The organism is Jejuia pallidilutea, from assembly GCF_002973595.1.
In the GTDB taxonomy this organism is placed as follows: domain Bacteria; phylum Bacteroidota; class Bacteroidia; order Flavobacteriales; family Flavobacteriaceae; genus Jejuia; species Jejuia pallidilutea.
The window spans coordinates 139,018-154,754 of the sequence record NZ_PVEO01000006.1 but is presented as its reverse complement, the minus strand read 5'-3'; the positions used below and the strand labels follow the sequence as shown (position 1 = coordinate 154,754).

General features: G+C 33.1%; 14 protein-coding genes. 1 reads left to right on the top strand and 13 read right to left on the bottom strand.

Annotation, left to right across the window (positions count from 1 at the left end; translation table 11 throughout):
• Positions 1 to 24: 24 nt before the first annotated feature.
• From CLV33_RS11415 to CLV33_RS11360, 12 genes are all read right to left on the bottom strand, one after another.
• Complete coding sequence (locus tag CLV33_RS11415; protein WP_105474022.1) at positions 25 to 315, bottom strand: 4a-hydroxytetrahydrobiopterin dehydratase; 291 nt, start codon at positions 313 to 315, stop codon at positions 25 to 27.
• 116 nt (positions 316 to 431) lie between these two features.
• The gene (locus CLV33_RS11410) at positions 432 to 1,262 is read right to left on the bottom strand and encodes a sugar nucleotide-binding protein (protein ID WP_105474021.1); all 831 of its coding nucleotides are present in this window, start codon (positions 1,260 to 1,262) and stop codon (positions 432 to 434) included.
• 22 nt (positions 1,263 to 1,284) lie between these two features.
• On the bottom strand, positions 1,285 to 2,367 hold the full coding sequence (gene gcvT / locus CLV33_RS11405; RefSeq protein ID WP_105474020.1) for a glycine cleavage system aminomethyltransferase GcvT: 1,083 nt from the start codon (positions 2,365 to 2,367) through the stop codon (positions 1,285 to 1,287).
• 100 nt (positions 2,368 to 2,467) lie between these two features.
• A complete protein-coding gene (locus tag CLV33_RS11400) occupies positions 2,468 to 2,824 on the bottom strand; it encodes a DUF2237 family protein (protein WP_105474019.1) in 357 nt (118 codons plus the stop codon).
• Between the two features lie 1,006 nt (positions 2,825 to 3,830).
• Complete coding sequence (locus CLV33_RS11395; protein ID WP_105474018.1) at positions 3,831 to 5,279, bottom strand: hypothetical protein; 1,449 nt, start codon at positions 5,277 to 5,279, stop codon at positions 3,831 to 3,833.
• A 468-nt stretch (positions 5,280 to 5,747) separates the two neighbouring features.
• The gene (locus tag CLV33_RS11390) at positions 5,748 to 6,353 is read right to left on the bottom strand and encodes a DUF6515 family protein (protein WP_105474017.1); all 606 of its coding nucleotides are present in this window, start codon (positions 6,351 to 6,353) and stop codon (positions 5,748 to 5,750) included.
• Between the two features lie 167 nt (positions 6,354 to 6,520).
• Positions 6,521 to 7,249 carry a LytR/AlgR family response regulator transcription factor gene (locus CLV33_RS11385; protein ID WP_211297561.1) on the bottom strand — a complete coding sequence of 243 codons (729 nt, stop codon included), beginning with the start codon at positions 7,247 to 7,249 and terminating at the stop codon, positions 6,521 to 6,523.
• A 3-nt stretch (positions 7,250 to 7,252) separates the two neighbouring features.
• On the bottom strand, positions 7,253 to 8,287 hold the full coding sequence (locus CLV33_RS11380) for a sensor histidine kinase (protein WP_105474016.1): 1,035 nt from the start codon (positions 8,285 to 8,287) through the stop codon (positions 7,253 to 7,255).
• Between the two features lie 6 nt (positions 8,288 to 8,293).
• A complete protein-coding gene (locus CLV33_RS11375; RefSeq protein ID WP_105474015.1) occupies positions 8,294 to 9,514 on the bottom strand; it encodes an ABC transporter permease in 1,221 nt (406 codons plus the stop codon).
• Between the two features lie 2 nt (positions 9,515 to 9,516).
• Positions 9,517 to 10,260 carry an ABC transporter ATP-binding protein gene (locus CLV33_RS11370; protein WP_105474014.1) on the bottom strand — a complete coding sequence of 248 codons (744 nt, stop codon included), beginning with the start codon at positions 10,258 to 10,260 and terminating at the stop codon, positions 9,517 to 9,519.
• Positions 10,261 to 10,266: 6 nt separating this feature from the next.
• Positions 10,267 to 11,475 (bottom strand): efflux RND transporter periplasmic adaptor subunit, encoded by a 1,209-nt coding sequence (locus tag CLV33_RS11365; RefSeq protein WP_105474013.1) that lies wholly within the window; start codon positions 11,473 to 11,475, stop codon positions 10,267 to 10,269.
• Between the two features lie 11 nt (positions 11,476 to 11,486).
• Positions 11,487 to 12,818, bottom strand: coding sequence for a TolC family protein (locus tag CLV33_RS11360; protein ID WP_105474012.1), 1,332 nt, complete (start codon positions 12,816 to 12,818; stop codon positions 11,487 to 11,489).
• 635 nt (positions 12,819 to 13,453) lie between these two features.
• Between CLV33_RS11360 and CLV33_RS11355 the strand changes: the two genes are divergently transcribed.
• Positions 13,454 to 14,026 (top strand): outer membrane beta-barrel protein, encoded by a 573-nt coding sequence (locus tag CLV33_RS11355; RefSeq protein ID WP_105474011.1) that lies wholly within the window; start codon positions 13,454 to 13,456, stop codon positions 14,024 to 14,026.
• Positions 14,027 to 14,215: 189 nt separating this feature from the next.
• Here the strand turns inward: CLV33_RS11355 and CLV33_RS11350 are convergent, their stop codons facing one another.
• Positions 14,216 to 15,502 carry a sensor histidine kinase gene (locus tag CLV33_RS11350; protein ID WP_105474010.1) on the bottom strand — a complete coding sequence of 429 codons (1,287 nt, stop codon included), beginning with the start codon at positions 15,500 to 15,502 and terminating at the stop codon, positions 14,216 to 14,218.
• Positions 15,503 to 15,737: the final 235 nt, after the last annotated feature.

Below are 15,737 nucleotides of genomic sequence, written 5' to 3'. Positions count from 1 at the left end.
CGGTAAAATACTGGCTAAAGCAATTTATTCCTCTGGCTCTACAATATGTTCTATAGCCTCGGCAAGATTAAAATCTTTCATTGTTACACCATCGGCATCGTGGGTAGATAAAGTTATGGTAAGTACATTGTACACGTTAGTCCAATTGGGGTGATGGTTTAGGGCTTCACATTCAAAAGCAATTCTGCTCATGGCGCTAAAACAATCCTTAAAATTTTCAAATTCAAATTCCGCATGTATGGCGTTATCGTAATATTCCCAATCTGGAAAACGTAATAATTTTGTTTCTATTTCTTGTGCTGTAAGTTTGCTCATAGTTTTATTGTTTTCTTTAATAATTTATTCGCGATAGCTTATTTTTTACTAGTGCTAGCGCTATATTTCACATACCTCTAAATTAACCAATTTTATGGTGAGATTAAAAAATATGGTTACATTTTAAGTTCTTTTAATAAATCCTGACTGTGCAATTGCAAATGCTTTGGCAATTTGTTAAACTTAGGCAATACAGCTAAGTATCTATCGTCGTTTGTGGTGTAGACTTGTTTGTAAAGCGCTTTTTTTTCTAATTGAAACGATGCTACAATTTCTTTTATAAATTCATCATGATGTACCAAATCTGTACTTCCTAGGTGAAAAACACCATATTTGTTTCTGTTGATGATGTAATGAATTTGCTGTGTTACTTTAGAATCTGTTGTAACGTTCATAATTAAATTAGGAAATACTTCAATAGGTGCGTTTTCCTTTATATTTTGAAGTATTTCTGCTATTCTGGGCGATTGAGCACCAAATACCATTGGCATTCTTAAAATGGCCACTTGTGTTTTTGGCAAGCGTAATAATAGGTTTTCAATTTTTATTTTAAAAAGTCCGTAAACGCTGTTAGTAAGCGTTTTATCCTCTTCGTAACTTGGATATTTACTGTAGGCATCAAATACATTGGCAGATGATAAAAACAACAATTTTACCTTTTGCGAAAATACGTATTCAGCTAAATGTTGATGCAGTAACACCTGCTTAGAAAAGTCGCCACGAAGCGCAGAAATAATTATGGTTGGCTTTACAATATCCAGAATTTCGTAAATATCATCTTCTTCAAAATTATATTGAAAAAAATGATGGTTTTTTTCCAGTTGGGAATGAGATGTGTTGTAGGTTGCAAAGGTTCTAAAATACGCGCATAATTCTTTGTAAATAGCGTTTCCTAAAAAACCACTGCCGCCCAAAATTAGGATGGTATGTTTGTTTGCCTCCTTCATTAAATTCTCCTTCAAATACCGTTTAGCCCTTGTAAAATGGGAGCTTTACAACTGTAGCTGGCACCGCTTTTTTTCTTATTTGAATATTGATTTTGCTTCCTGCATTGGCAAAAATAGGAGGCACGTAGCCCAGGCCAATACCTTTACCCAACGATGGCGCCATGGTACCAGAGGTAACGTTGCCAATAACATTACCGTTAGTATCTACAATATCGTAACCGTGACGTGGAATTCCGCGGTCATCCAATTCAAAACCAACCAGTTTACGTTCTGGTCCGCGTTCCTTTTCAGCTTTTAAGGCTTCGGCGTTGGTAAAATCTTTAGTAAACTTTGTAATCCAGCCCAAACCAGCTTCAATAGGAGAGGTGGTATCATCTATATCATTACCATAAAGGCAATAGCCCATTTCTAAACGTAAGGTATCGCGTGCCGCTAAACCAATAGGTTTTATACCAAATGCTGCACCAGCTTCTAAAACCTTATTCCAAATGTGTTGCACTTCGCTGTTTTTGCAATAAATTTCGAAACCACCGCTACCGGTGTAGCCCGTAGCAGAAATAATAACGTGGTCTATCCCAGCAAAATCTCCAACCACAAAATTATAAAACGTAATGGCAGACAAATCTTCGCTGGTTAACGATTGCATTGCTTCAATGGCTTTTGGACCTTGAATGGCGAGTAGGGAATAGTCGTCGCTTAAATTTCTCATAGTAGCGCCAACATTGTTTTTGGACGAGATCCAATTCCAATCTTTTTCAATATTGCTGGCATTAACCACTAAAAGGTAAGTCTCTTCCTTAATGCGATAAATAATTAAATCGTCTACAATACCGCCCGTATCGTTTGGTAAACAGCTGTATTGCGCTTTACCAATGGTAAGCTTAGAGGCGTCGTTACTAGATACGCTTTGTATAAGCGCTAGGGCATTGGGCCCTTCAATTAAAAATTCGCCCATGTGCGACACATCAAATACACCAACCGCGTTTCTAACAGTATCGTGTTCTATGGTAACGCCTTCGTATTGTACAGGCATAATGTATCCTGCAAACGGCACCATTTTTGCGCCAAGGGCTTCGTGAGTTTTAGTTAAGGCGGTTTGTTTCATTATCATTTATTTGTAATTAAGATTAGCAAAAATACCGAAATACATAAAGACTATGATGATGTTTTAGCAAAATATAATACGATTAAGAAGATATACTCGATTAAATGGCATAAGCCTCTAAAAGCTCAAGAGGTGCAAAATCTAAGGCTTTAATATGTGTTGCTTTTAAGTCTATTTTGGGAGCAACACCAGCTTTTTCAGCTTCTAGCCAGCGCGATATGCATAAACACCACTTGTCACCAGCTTTTAAACCAGGAAATTGCAATTGTGGTTTAGGGGAGCTTAAATCGTTGCCTTTAGATTTTGTGTAAACCAAAAAAGCGTTGGTAATTAAGGCGCAAACCACATGCGTTCCAGTATCTTCGGGCATGGTACGGCATAGACCGTCTCTAAAATAACCCGTTACAGGATCTGTACAACATGAAATTAAAGGATTACCATATACATTTTTAGACATAGATTTTTTGTGATTTAGAGCATTTGGATTATTAATTTTAAAATTAATGAATTTTATAAGATCTATATATCTATGTTTTAAATTTCTTAGCTATTCCTGTAAATATAAAAAAAGAGTTAGAACACAGAAGTAGAATGATACACTTAAACATTCTATTTTACATAATATAAATTATAGTACATTTAAACAAATGGGCTTTTACATAATTGTCGATATAGCGCCTTTAGGTCTATATCGACAATTATGTAAAAGCCCATTTGTTGCAATGAGTTGTACAAGTGTTTTATATTGTTAGTAATTTATGTAAAAGTTAATTTGCGCCAATGCTAAACAACTGTATCTATAATTTGCCGTTATGTAAAATAGCCGCGTTACGATTTTACATCGGGATATCCAACGCTTGCCAACGCTAAAAAAAGCAAAAGCTTTTAGCTTAGTATTTATAATTCGTCAGTAATTGAAATTTTCGTTGTAAAAAGTTTTCTTTCGCAACAGTACAAAATTTTCCTTTGCTCAATCCCTTGCTTAAAATTTCTGTACACTTGCTTTATATTTAAGTTTTCAAGAAATTAACCTTTGCTATTTATTATGTCAAATAGGAATTATGTAGATGTATTTGAAAAATTGATACTCAATCAATTCTTTCAAATAGTATGTAAAATAGAAATTGAAGATTCTAACTTCTTAAGTTTTGGTTATATCTTTTTTTCTTGATAAAAAAAGAAACAAAAAAAACAAGACTGCATATAATTATGGAAACAATTACGGCTCGTTACACTATATTTTAGGAAACATTGTAACTAACCAAGATTTCTGTAGAAAACGCTTTAAAATGCTGTAAAACAAATAATAACAGTAACTAAACCCCTAAAATATTACGTTCCTCTCTCCTATTGTTTTACCAAAATTTTATGAGGTCAAATCCTTACTTTGAAATTTCGATACTCATGTCTTAATTAGAAACTCGTATTAAAGTTTTCAAAGCAACCATTTTCATAAAAAGCTTTTAATTACGTATACTTATTGTTCCTTTGCAATCGGTTTCGACATACTGTGGCCTATCTGGATAGTTCTGTTTTATATTCAAGTCTCCATAAAAGCTACCATCTGAATTTAATACTCCGGTAAAATTTTCAGTTTGTGTAGTTCGTTCACCACCGGCAGACGTCTCATCACAATTAAAAACTATAGTATATGATAAATTTGTTCCGTCAAAGGAATAAGTCCCTGTCGAAGAGCAACCTTGATAATCAGAAAAGCCACATGTGAAGTCATCTAAAAAAATAATTGGATAAGGACCTAAAGGGGAATAATTTCCATTGCTACAATCATAGCTATATTGGTTATAGCTAAGAATATCAATACAGCCATCATCTCCCAAATCTATAACCAAATCTTCATATGGCCCTTGTCCAGGATTGGTAGTTATATTACTCAAAATATTTGACGGTAAAGAGTTAATACTAGCATAAATAACCAAATCTTCATAAATTGAAAAATTTAACTTTTCTGCTCCACATATTTTATCCGCTATACTAGCAGAATCTCCTGCAGAAAACCCAAGAGTTCCACAATATGTAGACAAAGCACCATATAAACTATTTGTAGCAGTCGAAAGAATTGCAGCTGGAACTACTCCAATTCCAGATGCAGCTATTACAACAGAAAGCGAATTACTTATTGTTGTGAGAAGTGCTGCATTAGAAAACCCCTGAACTGTACAAAGAGGAGATAATATATCGTTGACTGCTTTGCATAATTCACTTAGGTTTACAGATGGAGCCGTATCATTTGGTACATCAACCTCATAAATAGCGACTCCTAATTCCTTTTGTTTAGGATAATAGGTCCTTAAAAAATCACTTCTATTATCTCCACCTGCTGATTCTTTAATGATTATTTTAGGTTTATGATAAATGCTTTTAGACACTTCATCACATTCATATATACTTAATTTTACAGAATTCATACCGTTACCATTTGAGTAGTTGATTTGATTTCTGTTTTTAGATGAATTAAAGCTAGATTTACCTGTATTATCATTTAAGTCAACTTCAGTGTTTATAGTTGTTTCTCCATCTGTACTGATAACAGTTAAATTGAAAGTAGTCTCACCCTGCCAATCTAAATAAAATTGAACACCATTATCCGCTTGCATATATGATATTCTTGACTTATTGTCCAACTGAAAAATATTCTCGCTATCTGCACTTTCTCCAAATGTAAACTGAGTAACATTTGTTGGAATGCCATCACTTCCTCGGTCACAATAAACATTTATTGATGAACCATCATTCTTTTTAACATTCAATAACAAAGGGTCGCTTCCATTAGTCATTAATGTAAAAACATCTTTATTACCAATTTCATTATCAGATTGTTGTTCTTTTTCACAACTTTGATTTAAACTAAAAATATAAAAAGCAAATAGTATGTATAGGATTGTTTTTTTCATTTGTCTAGTTTTAAGTATTTTGCAAAATATAAGAAATATAATAAACTTCCTATACCCAATATTGGGTATTTAACGAAAATCATTACAGTTCATCACATTCCACACACATTCCCCTTCCCTCCTACGTCGTCGCATAAAAAGTGTGTATTCACAAGGTTATTATTGTTTTAGAGGCGTTCATGAATCTCGTAAACTTGATTTCATTAACATTGTAGAAGAAACTTTTGAGAATAAATTTTTTAAAGGAATTTTTAGTAACAACTTTAGACTTTATCCAAAGCTCAAGTTATCCCAAAATAAATTCGGGACAAGCTATAACGCAAGAATATTATAGCACATTTATAGTAATTTCTATTATAGCTAAGCGTTTTAGACATTTATAATCATTACAGCAAAAAAAACGAGCAATTATAAAATAATTACCCGCTTACCAACTACTAATCAACCAATCAAACTAATTCAACTTTTTTATTCCATATCAATAATACCAACTACTTCATACGCTCTTATACCGTCGACCTGCACTTTTTCGTATAAGATGTTTGCATATTCATAATATGTTTGCCCGTCTATGATTACTTTTTCGTAATCGTCTGGTAGTTCATAGACTATTGTACCAACTTCTGGATCCACCACCTCGTATTGGTTATTTATTTGAATATAAAATATGCCGTCTGCATTGAAATAATTGTGATTATTAAAGTGTATGCTTCTATAGTTTGAAGGCAATACGTTTATTCTAAATCCAACTTTTGGTGCAATAGCAATGTAACGTCCTCTTGATTGCGTGTAATATCTATTATTTGCGTAATAATAATTTTGGTTATTGTGTTTTACAACTGTTTTTTTAGGAAGTGACCTTACCGAAGTTACTTTCCGAGTTGGTTTTTTGTAGGTTACTTTAGTACTTGAAACTCTTTTACTCGTATTGTTATTTTTAGTCGTTCTGTTTGCCAAGGTTTTTGTTGTTGCGGTTCTTGTGTTTGTGTTTCGTTTTGTTTGTGCTGAAACTTGTGTGGTAAGTGCCACCATAAACAATAGTATTATAAAGTATATTTTTATAAATGTTTTCATAATTTCTAAATTTTATTAAGGGTTCAACGTTTTCTATACTTGTCAATTATCTTTTAATAGTATAAAGGTATGTTGGATTAGAATTATAAAAAATAGTAATATACGGTTACATACATTGTCTCTACCAATAATATGATTTTATAGAAGTCTAATTTTGAAAATAAAATTTATAGTGAATTATTATTGATAAACTCTAAAAATTTAGATTTGTACTGTTCAGAAACCGTGATGCGTTGTTTGTTGATAATGATTTGACTACGCTCAATGGTTTCAACATTTTTTAGCGATATAATAAATGAACGATGTACTCGCATAAATTGGGTTTCTGGAAGCTCTTCTTCTAAAGATTTTAAACTCATCAAAGTTAGAATCGGTTTCGGATTGTCTTTTAACCAAATTTTTATGTAGTCTTTTAAGCTTTCAAAATACAGCACATCTGCTAATTTGATACGCAATTGTTTGTATTCAGATTTTACAAAAAGAAATTCTTTTTCTTCTGAAAGAATACTCTGACGCTTCCCTTTTACCAATTCAAACCAGGTACTGGCTTTGTTTGCTGCAGCTAAAAATTCGGCATAATCAAAGGGTTTTAGCAAGTAATCTAAAGCTTCTACTTTAAAACCTTCCAAAGCATATTGATCAAAAGCAGTTGTAAAAATAACACGGGTTTCTTTTGGGAGCATTTTGGAAAAATCAATACCTGTTAAATCTGGCATCTGTATATCTAAAAACAACAAATCTACAGGATGCGTTTTTATAAATTCCATAGCTTCAATAGCACTACTACACTTTTGTTTTAACTCTAAAAATGGCGTTTTTTCTACATAGCTTTCTACTAAATTAAGCGCCATAGGCTCATCATCCACAATAACACACGAAATTTTTATATTGCTCATAATTTAAGTAGTTTCTATTTTTAAATGTACTGAAAAACGCTCGTCTTTAAGTGATGTTTTAAAGTCGTGTTTATCGGTATACAACAATTTCAAACGTTTCTCTAAGTTTTTCAACCCAATACCTGAACCGCTTTTATCGTCGGTTTTCTTTGGAAAATTATCGTTTTCAATAGTAAATACAACAGTATCATTTTGGCAAGTCATATGTATATTAATCTCACTCGCTTTACTTGCCGAAACGCCATGTTTAAAGGCATTTTCAATTAAAGAAATGAATAATAATGGCGCAATTTCCATCCCTGTTTCTTTAGTTGGAAAGCTATAATTCACCACGGTTTTTTCTGAAACACGCAACTTCATTAATTCGATATACTTTTTCATAAAATCGATTTCCTTTGAAAGTGGCACCAATTCTACATTGGTTTCATATAGCATATAGCGCATGAGTTTACTTAAGCTGTGAATAGATGTTTTAGCTTGCTCCGGCGAAACATCTACCATAGCATAAATATTATTTAACGAATTAAAAAAGAAATGCGGTTGCAATTGGTAATGCAAATGCTGTAACTCTGATTGTAATTTAAAGTTAGTAGCTTCTTTACGTTCAGCTTCGGTATTTACCCAACGCTGTGTTGTTTTAATTGCGATAGAAAATAACAAAGGTGCCATATAGGATATCATTTGAACGTAAACGAACATTTTAAAAGGTGGACTATTACCATCATTTTGAGAAGGCCTTCTAATTAAATCACTGAAGAACGAATTCTCAATTTGCTCTTTTAGTGTAATAAATAATGCTATCATTGCTAAATTAACAATGATGAAAAGCACCATTTTTTTAGGAAACAGAAAACGATCAATAAGTATAAAATAATTGATATAGAATATTATGGCATAAAAAGCAATAGGAATCCAAAAATGTGCTATGATTCTATCAATCTCTTGCGACTGTCCATAAGACAACACATAAGGCATGCTGAATAGTACTAACCATACAAGAATGTGTGAAAAGACGTTTATTTTTTTGTTTTTATACATAATATATTATTCGTAACGCAATGCTGTTATTGGATCTAAAGCTGATGCCTTTCTTGCAGGATACCATCCAAAAAAGATTCCTGTTACAGCACAAACAGCAAACGATATAACTATAGAGTATAGCGCAACGCTTGTAGGCCAATTTAAGAAATTTTCTATAAAAACAGTCGCTCCAAGCCCTAGTATTACACCTAAAAGTCCGCCAGTAATACTAATTAAAATGGCCTCGATTAAAAACTGCATTAAAATATCGGATCCCTTACCTCCTACTGCCATTCGCAAACCAATTTCTTTAGTACGTTCTTTTACAGAAACATACATAATATTCATGATGCCAATTCCTCCAATTAATAAGGATATACCTGCTACGGCTACTAATAAAACTGTTAGCATTTCACTGGTAGAACTAAAGGTAGAAATTAATTCTTCCATAGAACGTACCGTAAAATCATCATCTTCAGTTTCCATTATTTTGTGTTGTGAACGTAAAATTTCAGTGACTTGCTCAACAGCTTCAGGGGCGTCATCTTCACTAATTGCCGAAGCCATGATTTGATTTAAATAATCGATAGCCAAAATACGTTTTTGAACAGTGGTAAAAGGTGCTATCACCACATCATCTTGATCTTGACCAAAAGTATTTTCACCTTTTTCTTCCAGAACTCCAATCACTTTAAACGGAATATTATTAAATCGAATCATTTGTCCCACAGGATCTTGACCATCGGGAAATACGTTCTCTACAACCGTTTGCCCAATTAAGGCCACTTTTGAAGCGGATTTTACTTCGGCATCCGTAAACATACTTCCGCTTTGTAAACCAACTGCTTTTATGTCTAAATACTCTGGATTAACACCATAAATGGAAGATGGCCAGTTGTTGGAACCGTTAATGACTTGCCCACCACCATTAACAACAGGTGTAATATTGCTTAATAATGTCGCTTTTTCTTTGATCAACTGATAATCCTCTAGAATAAGTGTTTGCACGTCGCCACCACTTCCTCTTGCTGGACCTCTATCATCAGTTCCAGGTCTAATGGTTATCATGTTAGAACCCATACTTGAAATGGTAGCGCGGATACTTTCTTTAGAGCCTTCACCTATCGCCAACATGGCAATTACAGAAGCTACACCAATGATGATTCCTAACATGGTTAACAAGGTTCTGGTTTTATTCAGAACAATGGCTTTATAGGCGATTTTAAGTAAATTTAATAGTCTCATAATTAATGATCTTCTTGAGGTAATTTTGCTAACTCGTTTGCTGCAGATTGTACCTTGTTGTTTTTATAATCTTGAATAATATTACCATCTTTCAACACAATAGTTCTACTGCTAAAGGTTGCAATATCAGGTTCGTGCGTTACAAAAGTGATGGTTATACCTTGTTTATTTAACTCTTGAAACAATGACATAATTTCGTACGACGTTCTTGTATCTAAGTTTCCTGTGGCTTCATCGGCCAAAATCATAACTGGATTATTTACTAACGACCTTGCAATGGCAACCCGTTGTTGTTGTCCTCCTGATAGTTGTGAGGGTGTATGATCCATTCGGTCTCCCAAGCCAACCATTTCCAAAGCTTTAATGGCTCTTTTTCTACGTTCTTCAGTAGACACTTTACTGTTGTACTGCAAAGGAAGTTCTACGTTTTCTAAAGCCGAAGTTCTTGCTAACAAGTTGTAGGATTGAAAAATAAAGCCTATTTTTTCGTTTCTAATAGTAGCCAATTCATTTCTGCTGAGATCCTTTACTTTTACACCATCAATTTCATAAGTTCCTGATGTAGGCTGATCCAAACATCCTAAAATATTCAAGAGCGTACTTTTCCCAGAACCACTCGATCCCATAATGGTGACAAACTCGCCTTCTTTGATATCAAACGAAATGCCTCTTAACGCATGTACCGTTTCGCTACCCATGGTAAACTCGCGCTTTAAGTCTTCTATTTTTATAATTTCTTTACTCATGGCTATTTACTTCTTTTTGTTGGCTCCCGGTGGTTTTGGCATAAAAGGACTTTCGTTTGATCCTGCCGGAGGACCTGCTTCTGCTTTAGATATTCCTTTTAAACTGTAAACCAATTGCTCGCCTTCTGAAATACCACTCAGCACCTGAACATTAACACCATCACTTGCCCCTAAGGTTACGGTTTTTGGTGTAATGCTTCTGTCATTTCCTAATACCCATAATACATTTTCTGCTGTTGTTATATTAGCAGTAGTTTCAGGTAAATCATGATGCGTATTATAAGTTGCTAATGTTTCAGCATCTGGACTAAAATTGATGGCTTTAGCTTCTGCAGTTAAGACATCATTCAATTTTAATGTGTAAATTGAAATGGTTGCTGTAAGACCTGGCTTTAATTTTAAATGTTCATTTTCTGCTTTAATAACTACGGTGTAAGTCACTACATTTGAGGTTATTGTAGGGTCTAAACGTACTTGAGTTACTACTCCATAAAACGTTTCTCCCATGTAAGCGTCTACAGTAAATTCTACACGTTGGCCTTCTGTTACGTTGCCTATATCGGCTTCATCTACATCTGCTTCAACTTGCATTTCTTTTAAATCTTGAGCAATGGTGAACAATGTTGGTGTGCTATAGCTGGCAGCAACGGTTTGTCCTTCGTCAATGTCTCTCGATAAAACAACACCATCAATTGGCGAATAAATATTAGCATAACCTAAATTGGTTTTGGCTTGTTCTAGGTCTGAATATCGCTGTACTACCGTGCCTTTTGCTGTTTCGTAGTTGTATGAGGCATCATCAAAATCTGATTTACTAATCACTTGATTATCGAACAATGTTTTTTGTCTGTCGTAAATCGTCTTCATGTAATTTCTTTGACTTAAAGCATTATCATAAGCTGCCTGTGCTTGTATTTTTGCAGCACGAAGATTAGTTTTATCCAATTCTGCAATCAATTGTCCTTCTTTTACTTCACTGTTATAATCAACATAAATTTTCTCTACAACGCCAGAAACTTGAGTACCAACATCTACTTGATTAATAGGTTCAATAGTTCCTGTTGCGGTGACCATTGTAGTTACATTTGTTTTTTTGGCAACCACCGTTTTTGCTTCGATAACTACAGTATCACCACCGTTAATAAAACTGTATGCTACAATGGCTAGTACAACTAGTATAATGCCACCTATTATGATTTTCTTTTTGTTTTTCATGATTATGATGATTAAAGTTTGATATCGTTTCCTTGATAAAATTGTAATAATTGATGGTATAAAATATTTAAGTATTTGGCTTGTAAATAGTTTTCTTGTGCGTTGGTGTAGGTATTTTGGCTAATCACCAAATCGGTAGTACTTAAATCACCCAATTCGTATTTTTTCTGCGCTAGTTTATAGCTTTCTTCTGCGGCGATTTTGGAAGCTTTCGTAGCAATAACTTGTTCTTGTGCCGATACCGCATTTTGATAGGCTGTTTCTACTTTTTTATACACTTCCTTTTCTGTGGATTGCTTTTGTATTTCCGCTTTTTCAATATTTATAGTAGCAGTCTTTACTGCTGCTTTTGTTTGTTTTCTATTAAAAATGGGAATACTTAATGATAGGCCAATTCTTTGATTAAAATTAACATCGAACTGATTTGAAAACGTATTGTCATTAATACTTGTATAACCAGAACCAATACTCCCCGTTAAGGATAGTGTTGGTAAATAGTCGCCTTTTGCGATATTTAATTCTTTTTCACTTATTTCAACTCCAATTTTACTGGCACTTACTTCTGGCAATATACCCAGGGCTTTGTTGTAAATATTCAATCTATCGAGCTCTAGATATACATAATCAGTGTCGTTACTGAGCGTTTGAATTTCGATATTTTGAGTTGGATCTAACTCTAAAAGTTGTTTTAATGTTATGATGTATTGTTGGTAGGTATTTTTCGCTGTGATGACTGCATATTTATTTGTTGCTGCCTGACTTTGTGCTTCGGTATAATCGCTCAAAGCAATAGAACCGGCATCTAACCTTGCCTTTGCTGTTTCTAGTTCTTTTTCTGATGCTATGAGATTGCTTTTAGCAATTGTAATACCTTCTTTAGCGAATAGAATTTGTAAATAATTTTCTAAAATGTTTACAATAATGTCATTCTTGGTTTCTTCTTCTAAAAATGCACTTTGATGTAGAAGTAATTTATTTTGCTCAATTTGGTTATTGATTTGGTTTCCTTGAAACAATGTCATAGAACTATTAAGACTTGCATTGGTGCTATAGATTTGGTCGGTAACAAAATCGCTTGTAATGGGGTCGATAGTGTTACCATTAGAAAATGTTTGAGATGCTGAACCATATAAATCTGGCAGTCTTGATGATTTTGCTTTACTGTAATCTACTTCGGCTATATTTCGATTTAAAGCAGCATCTTTTACTACGATGTTATTTTCCAATGCATAATTAATACAATCCTCTAAAGACCATATGTTTGGTGAAGTAGCAGTTGAAACCTCTTGAGCTATAGAAAACTGCACGAAGATAAAACTTGCAAGGATTAGGTATATTTTCATTTTTTTTGTGTTTACATTTAACACAACAAAGGTGTGCCTATATTCTATGCTATTAAACTGTAATAGACGTTTAGGAGTATTGATTATACAGAAAGCCTTTTTTTATCGATGAGATTTAAGTATTACATCAGGAATTACTTTAATTTTAGCTGTAATCAGTTTTGTTTTTCACGCGCACATTCCACTACATCTCCTATCGTGGTTTCGTAAAAGCGTATTTATTCACAAGGTTAATAGTGTTTTAGAAAAGTTCATGCATCTTGTATACTTCATGTCATTTACCGTGTATAGAAAGTTTAAAAAAATAAAAGTTAGAAAAATGCTACAGTTTTAAACTTCGCTATTACAAAGAAAAGTTATCACGTGCAAGATTAGGATAAACTCTAAACGGTATATGTTACACTAATTTATGGTATAGTGCCTTTGATTAAGTACTAATCTTTTTTATATCGATAATAGTTTTGCTAAAATTATATCCTAAAATCTGGGTTACTTCTTTAAAAATTAATTACTACTTATAAAGTTTTGGAAATTTAATCATATAGCTTAACGAAGCTTTATATCTGATAATTATCATTTCACAAAAAAGGCTTATTAATTAATTTTATATTACAACTTATAAATATTCATTAATCATGAAAAAATTAAAATTTATAATTGTAGTATTAAGCTTAGCTTTTTACACAATTTCTTCGTTTAGTCAAAATAAATGGTCAGCAGAATTTAGACCAAATATTGATTTTCCAACAAAAGATTTTGTTGATTCAAATATTAAAACTGGCTTTGGTTTTGAAATTGCTGTTAATTATCGATTTATGGAACATTTAGGTGCTTATGTTGGTTGGGGTTATAATAATTTTAACATCAAAGATTCTGATATTGATTTTGATGAAACGGGTTATACATTTGGACTTCAATTTATACACCCAATTGCATCGTCACAGTCCTTATCCTATCTCTTCAGAGCAGGTGCCATTTATAATCATATTGAAGTAGAAGATAATGATGGAAACATTATTGATGATTCCGGACATGGTCTTGGTTGGGAAGTTGGAGCGGGACTGAATTATCATTTGGGTTCTAATTGGAATCTTAGACCTCAAATAGGATATCGCGCTTTATCAAGAAATTTAAATATTGAAGGAACAAAAACTAATATTGATGTTAATTATATTGCAATAGGTATAGGAATTGCCAAAACATTTTAAATTATTTTTTTTGACAGTTATAGAACTCAAAAAAAGTATTTAGTTATTGCTTACTTTAATTTAAACCAAAATATTTCAAATCAAAGCTATTGAAATGTTTTGGTTTTTTTAGTTTCAGTATTTTTTAGATTGCAATGTAAAAGTTTGCTCATGCTTTTATTAGAAGTATTCATAGAAAAGAGATTCAATTTACTCCGGTTTTAAGAGTGTAAAATAAAATGCACTACCCTCACCTTCTTTACTTTCTACCCAAATATCACCTTTGTAGAAATTCACTATTTTTTTAACAATAGATAAACCAATACCAGATGATGTCCCTGTACTTTCCAACTTGGTAAAGATTTTAAAAATCTTGTTGAAATAGTTGGCATTTATACCAACACCATTGTCTCTTACGCAAAATTCATAAACAGTGCCTTTGTCTATGTAACTAACTTCTACCTTACTCTGTTCTTTATCGCAATAGGCCACTGCATTCTGAATAAGGTTTTGAAATACTTGCTTAAAGCGCCATGTATTTCCTAATACCTGTGGCAAATTATCTTGAATTGTAATATCTATATGCTCTGGAATTAGCAAGGTTTCCAAAAGCTCATCAATTATTACGTTTAAATTTATTAAGGAATCCTCCACATCCATACGGTCTATGGTAGAATAATTTAAAATGCCCTTAATAAGTAAGTCCATTTTTTCAACATTAAACAGTGCTTGTTTTAATGGTTGTAGTTGCGCGGGGTCTATCTTAGCTTTATTATCATCTATAAACCAACTTATTAATGTATGAATATTTATAAGTGGCGCTTTTAAATCGTGCGACACTACATGTGCATACTCATTCAGCGCTTTGTTATGATTGGATAAATGCTGTAAGAGCTCTTCCCTTTTTGCGTCTTGCCGTTTTATATGTTCTTCAGTTTCTTTACGTTGAATAATATTTACTAACATATTGGCATAAACAAACAAAATATCTTTTTCGTGTTCATTGTAAGTATTTATTTTATGTACAGAATCGAAACCTACAAAACCAATGAGCTCGTTGTTCTTAATTTTTGGAATAGCAATTAAACTTTTAACGCCTTGGGGCTCTAAAATTGCCCGCAAACCAAATTCTCCATCCTTTGGTAGTGCACTTACATCTTCTACATAAAAAGGTTCACCGTTGCGATGAGCTTCAAGCCATTGCGGAATAAAATCTATGGGAACATCCTTTAGGTTATCAATTTCTGGTGTAATTCCATCGGCACACCATTCGTATGTATTGGTGGTAGTACCTTTGTTAAAATCATACGAAAAAATATAACTACGGTCAGATTCCACAAATTCGCCAATTTGTTTTAAAGATCGTTCAATAAGTTGGTCTATATCCGATAAATCAGCGTTTATATAGGTGGTAGAAATACTCATTAACAACTTTTGAAATCTAAGTTGTCTGTCTATAATACTATCCCTTTCTATTGGGTTTATATGGTTTGCCATATGTAAAGAATATAACGTCTCTAGCTAAATACTATAGGACGGTTTTTTTTTGTAAACTTAAATAATTAAGCATTACGCCGCAACACTTCTAAAGGCGAACTTCTTAAAACACCTTGGATATTAAGTAAAATACCCAATACCAGAAGTGAAATGAAAGGCAAAAACACCAAAAACGGAATTACAAATGGTGTAAACGGCTCTTTTTCAACACAAAGAATACAAAATACCAAATATC

Excerpts from the sequence above, each read along its gene's own strand:
- CLV33_RS11355 (WP_105474011.1), top strand. The coding sequence starts at position 13,454 with ATGAAAAAATTAAAATTTATAATTGTAGTATTAAGCTTAGCTTTTTAC.
- CLV33_RS11360 (WP_105474012.1), bottom strand. The coding sequence starts at position 12,818 with ATGAAAATATACCTAATCCTTGCAAGTTTTATCTTCGTGCAGTTTTCT.
- CLV33_RS11370 (WP_105474014.1), bottom strand. The coding sequence starts at position 10,260 with ATGAGTAAAGAAATTATAAAAATAGAAGACTTAAAGCGCGAGTTTACC.
- CLV33_RS11385 (WP_211297561.1), bottom strand. The coding sequence starts at position 7,249 with ATGAGCAATATAAAAATTTCGTGTGTTATTGTGGATGATGAGCCTATG.
- CLV33_RS11390 (WP_105474017.1), bottom strand. The coding sequence starts at position 6,353 with ATGAAAACATTTATAAAAATATACTTTATAATACTATTGTTTATGGTG.
- CLV33_RS11380 (WP_105474016.1), bottom strand. The coding sequence starts at position 8,287 with ATGTATAAAAACAAAAAAATAAACGTCTTTTCACACATTCTTGTATGG.
- CLV33_RS11415 (WP_105474022.1), bottom strand. The coding sequence starts at position 315 with ATGAGCAAACTTACAGCACAAGAAATAGAAACAAAATTATTACGTTTT.
- CLV33_RS11365 (WP_105474013.1), bottom strand. The coding sequence starts at position 11,475 with ATGAAAAACAAAAAGAAAATCATAATAGGTGGCATTATACTAGTTGTA.
- gcvT (WP_105474020.1), bottom strand. The coding sequence starts at position 2,367 with ATGAAACAAACCGCCTTAACTAAAACTCACGAAGCCCTTGGCGCAAAA.
- CLV33_RS11375 (WP_105474015.1), bottom strand. The coding sequence starts at position 9,514 with ATGAGACTATTAAATTTACTTAAAATCGCCTATAAAGCCATTGTTCTG.
- CLV33_RS11395 (WP_105474018.1), bottom strand. The coding sequence starts at position 5,279 with ATGAAAAAAACAATCCTATACATACTATTTGCTTTTTATATTTTTAGT.
- CLV33_RS11410 (WP_105474021.1), bottom strand. The coding sequence starts at position 1,262 with ATGAAGGAGGCAAACAAACATACCATCCTAATTTTGGGCGGCAGTGGT.
- CLV33_RS11400 (WP_105474019.1), bottom strand. The coding sequence starts at position 2,824 with ATGTCTAAAAATGTATATGGTAATCCTTTAATTTCATGTTGTACAGAT.
- CLV33_RS11350 (WP_105474010.1), bottom strand. The coding sequence starts at position 15,502 with ATGGCAAACCATATAAACCCAATAGAAAGGGATAGTATTATAGACAGA.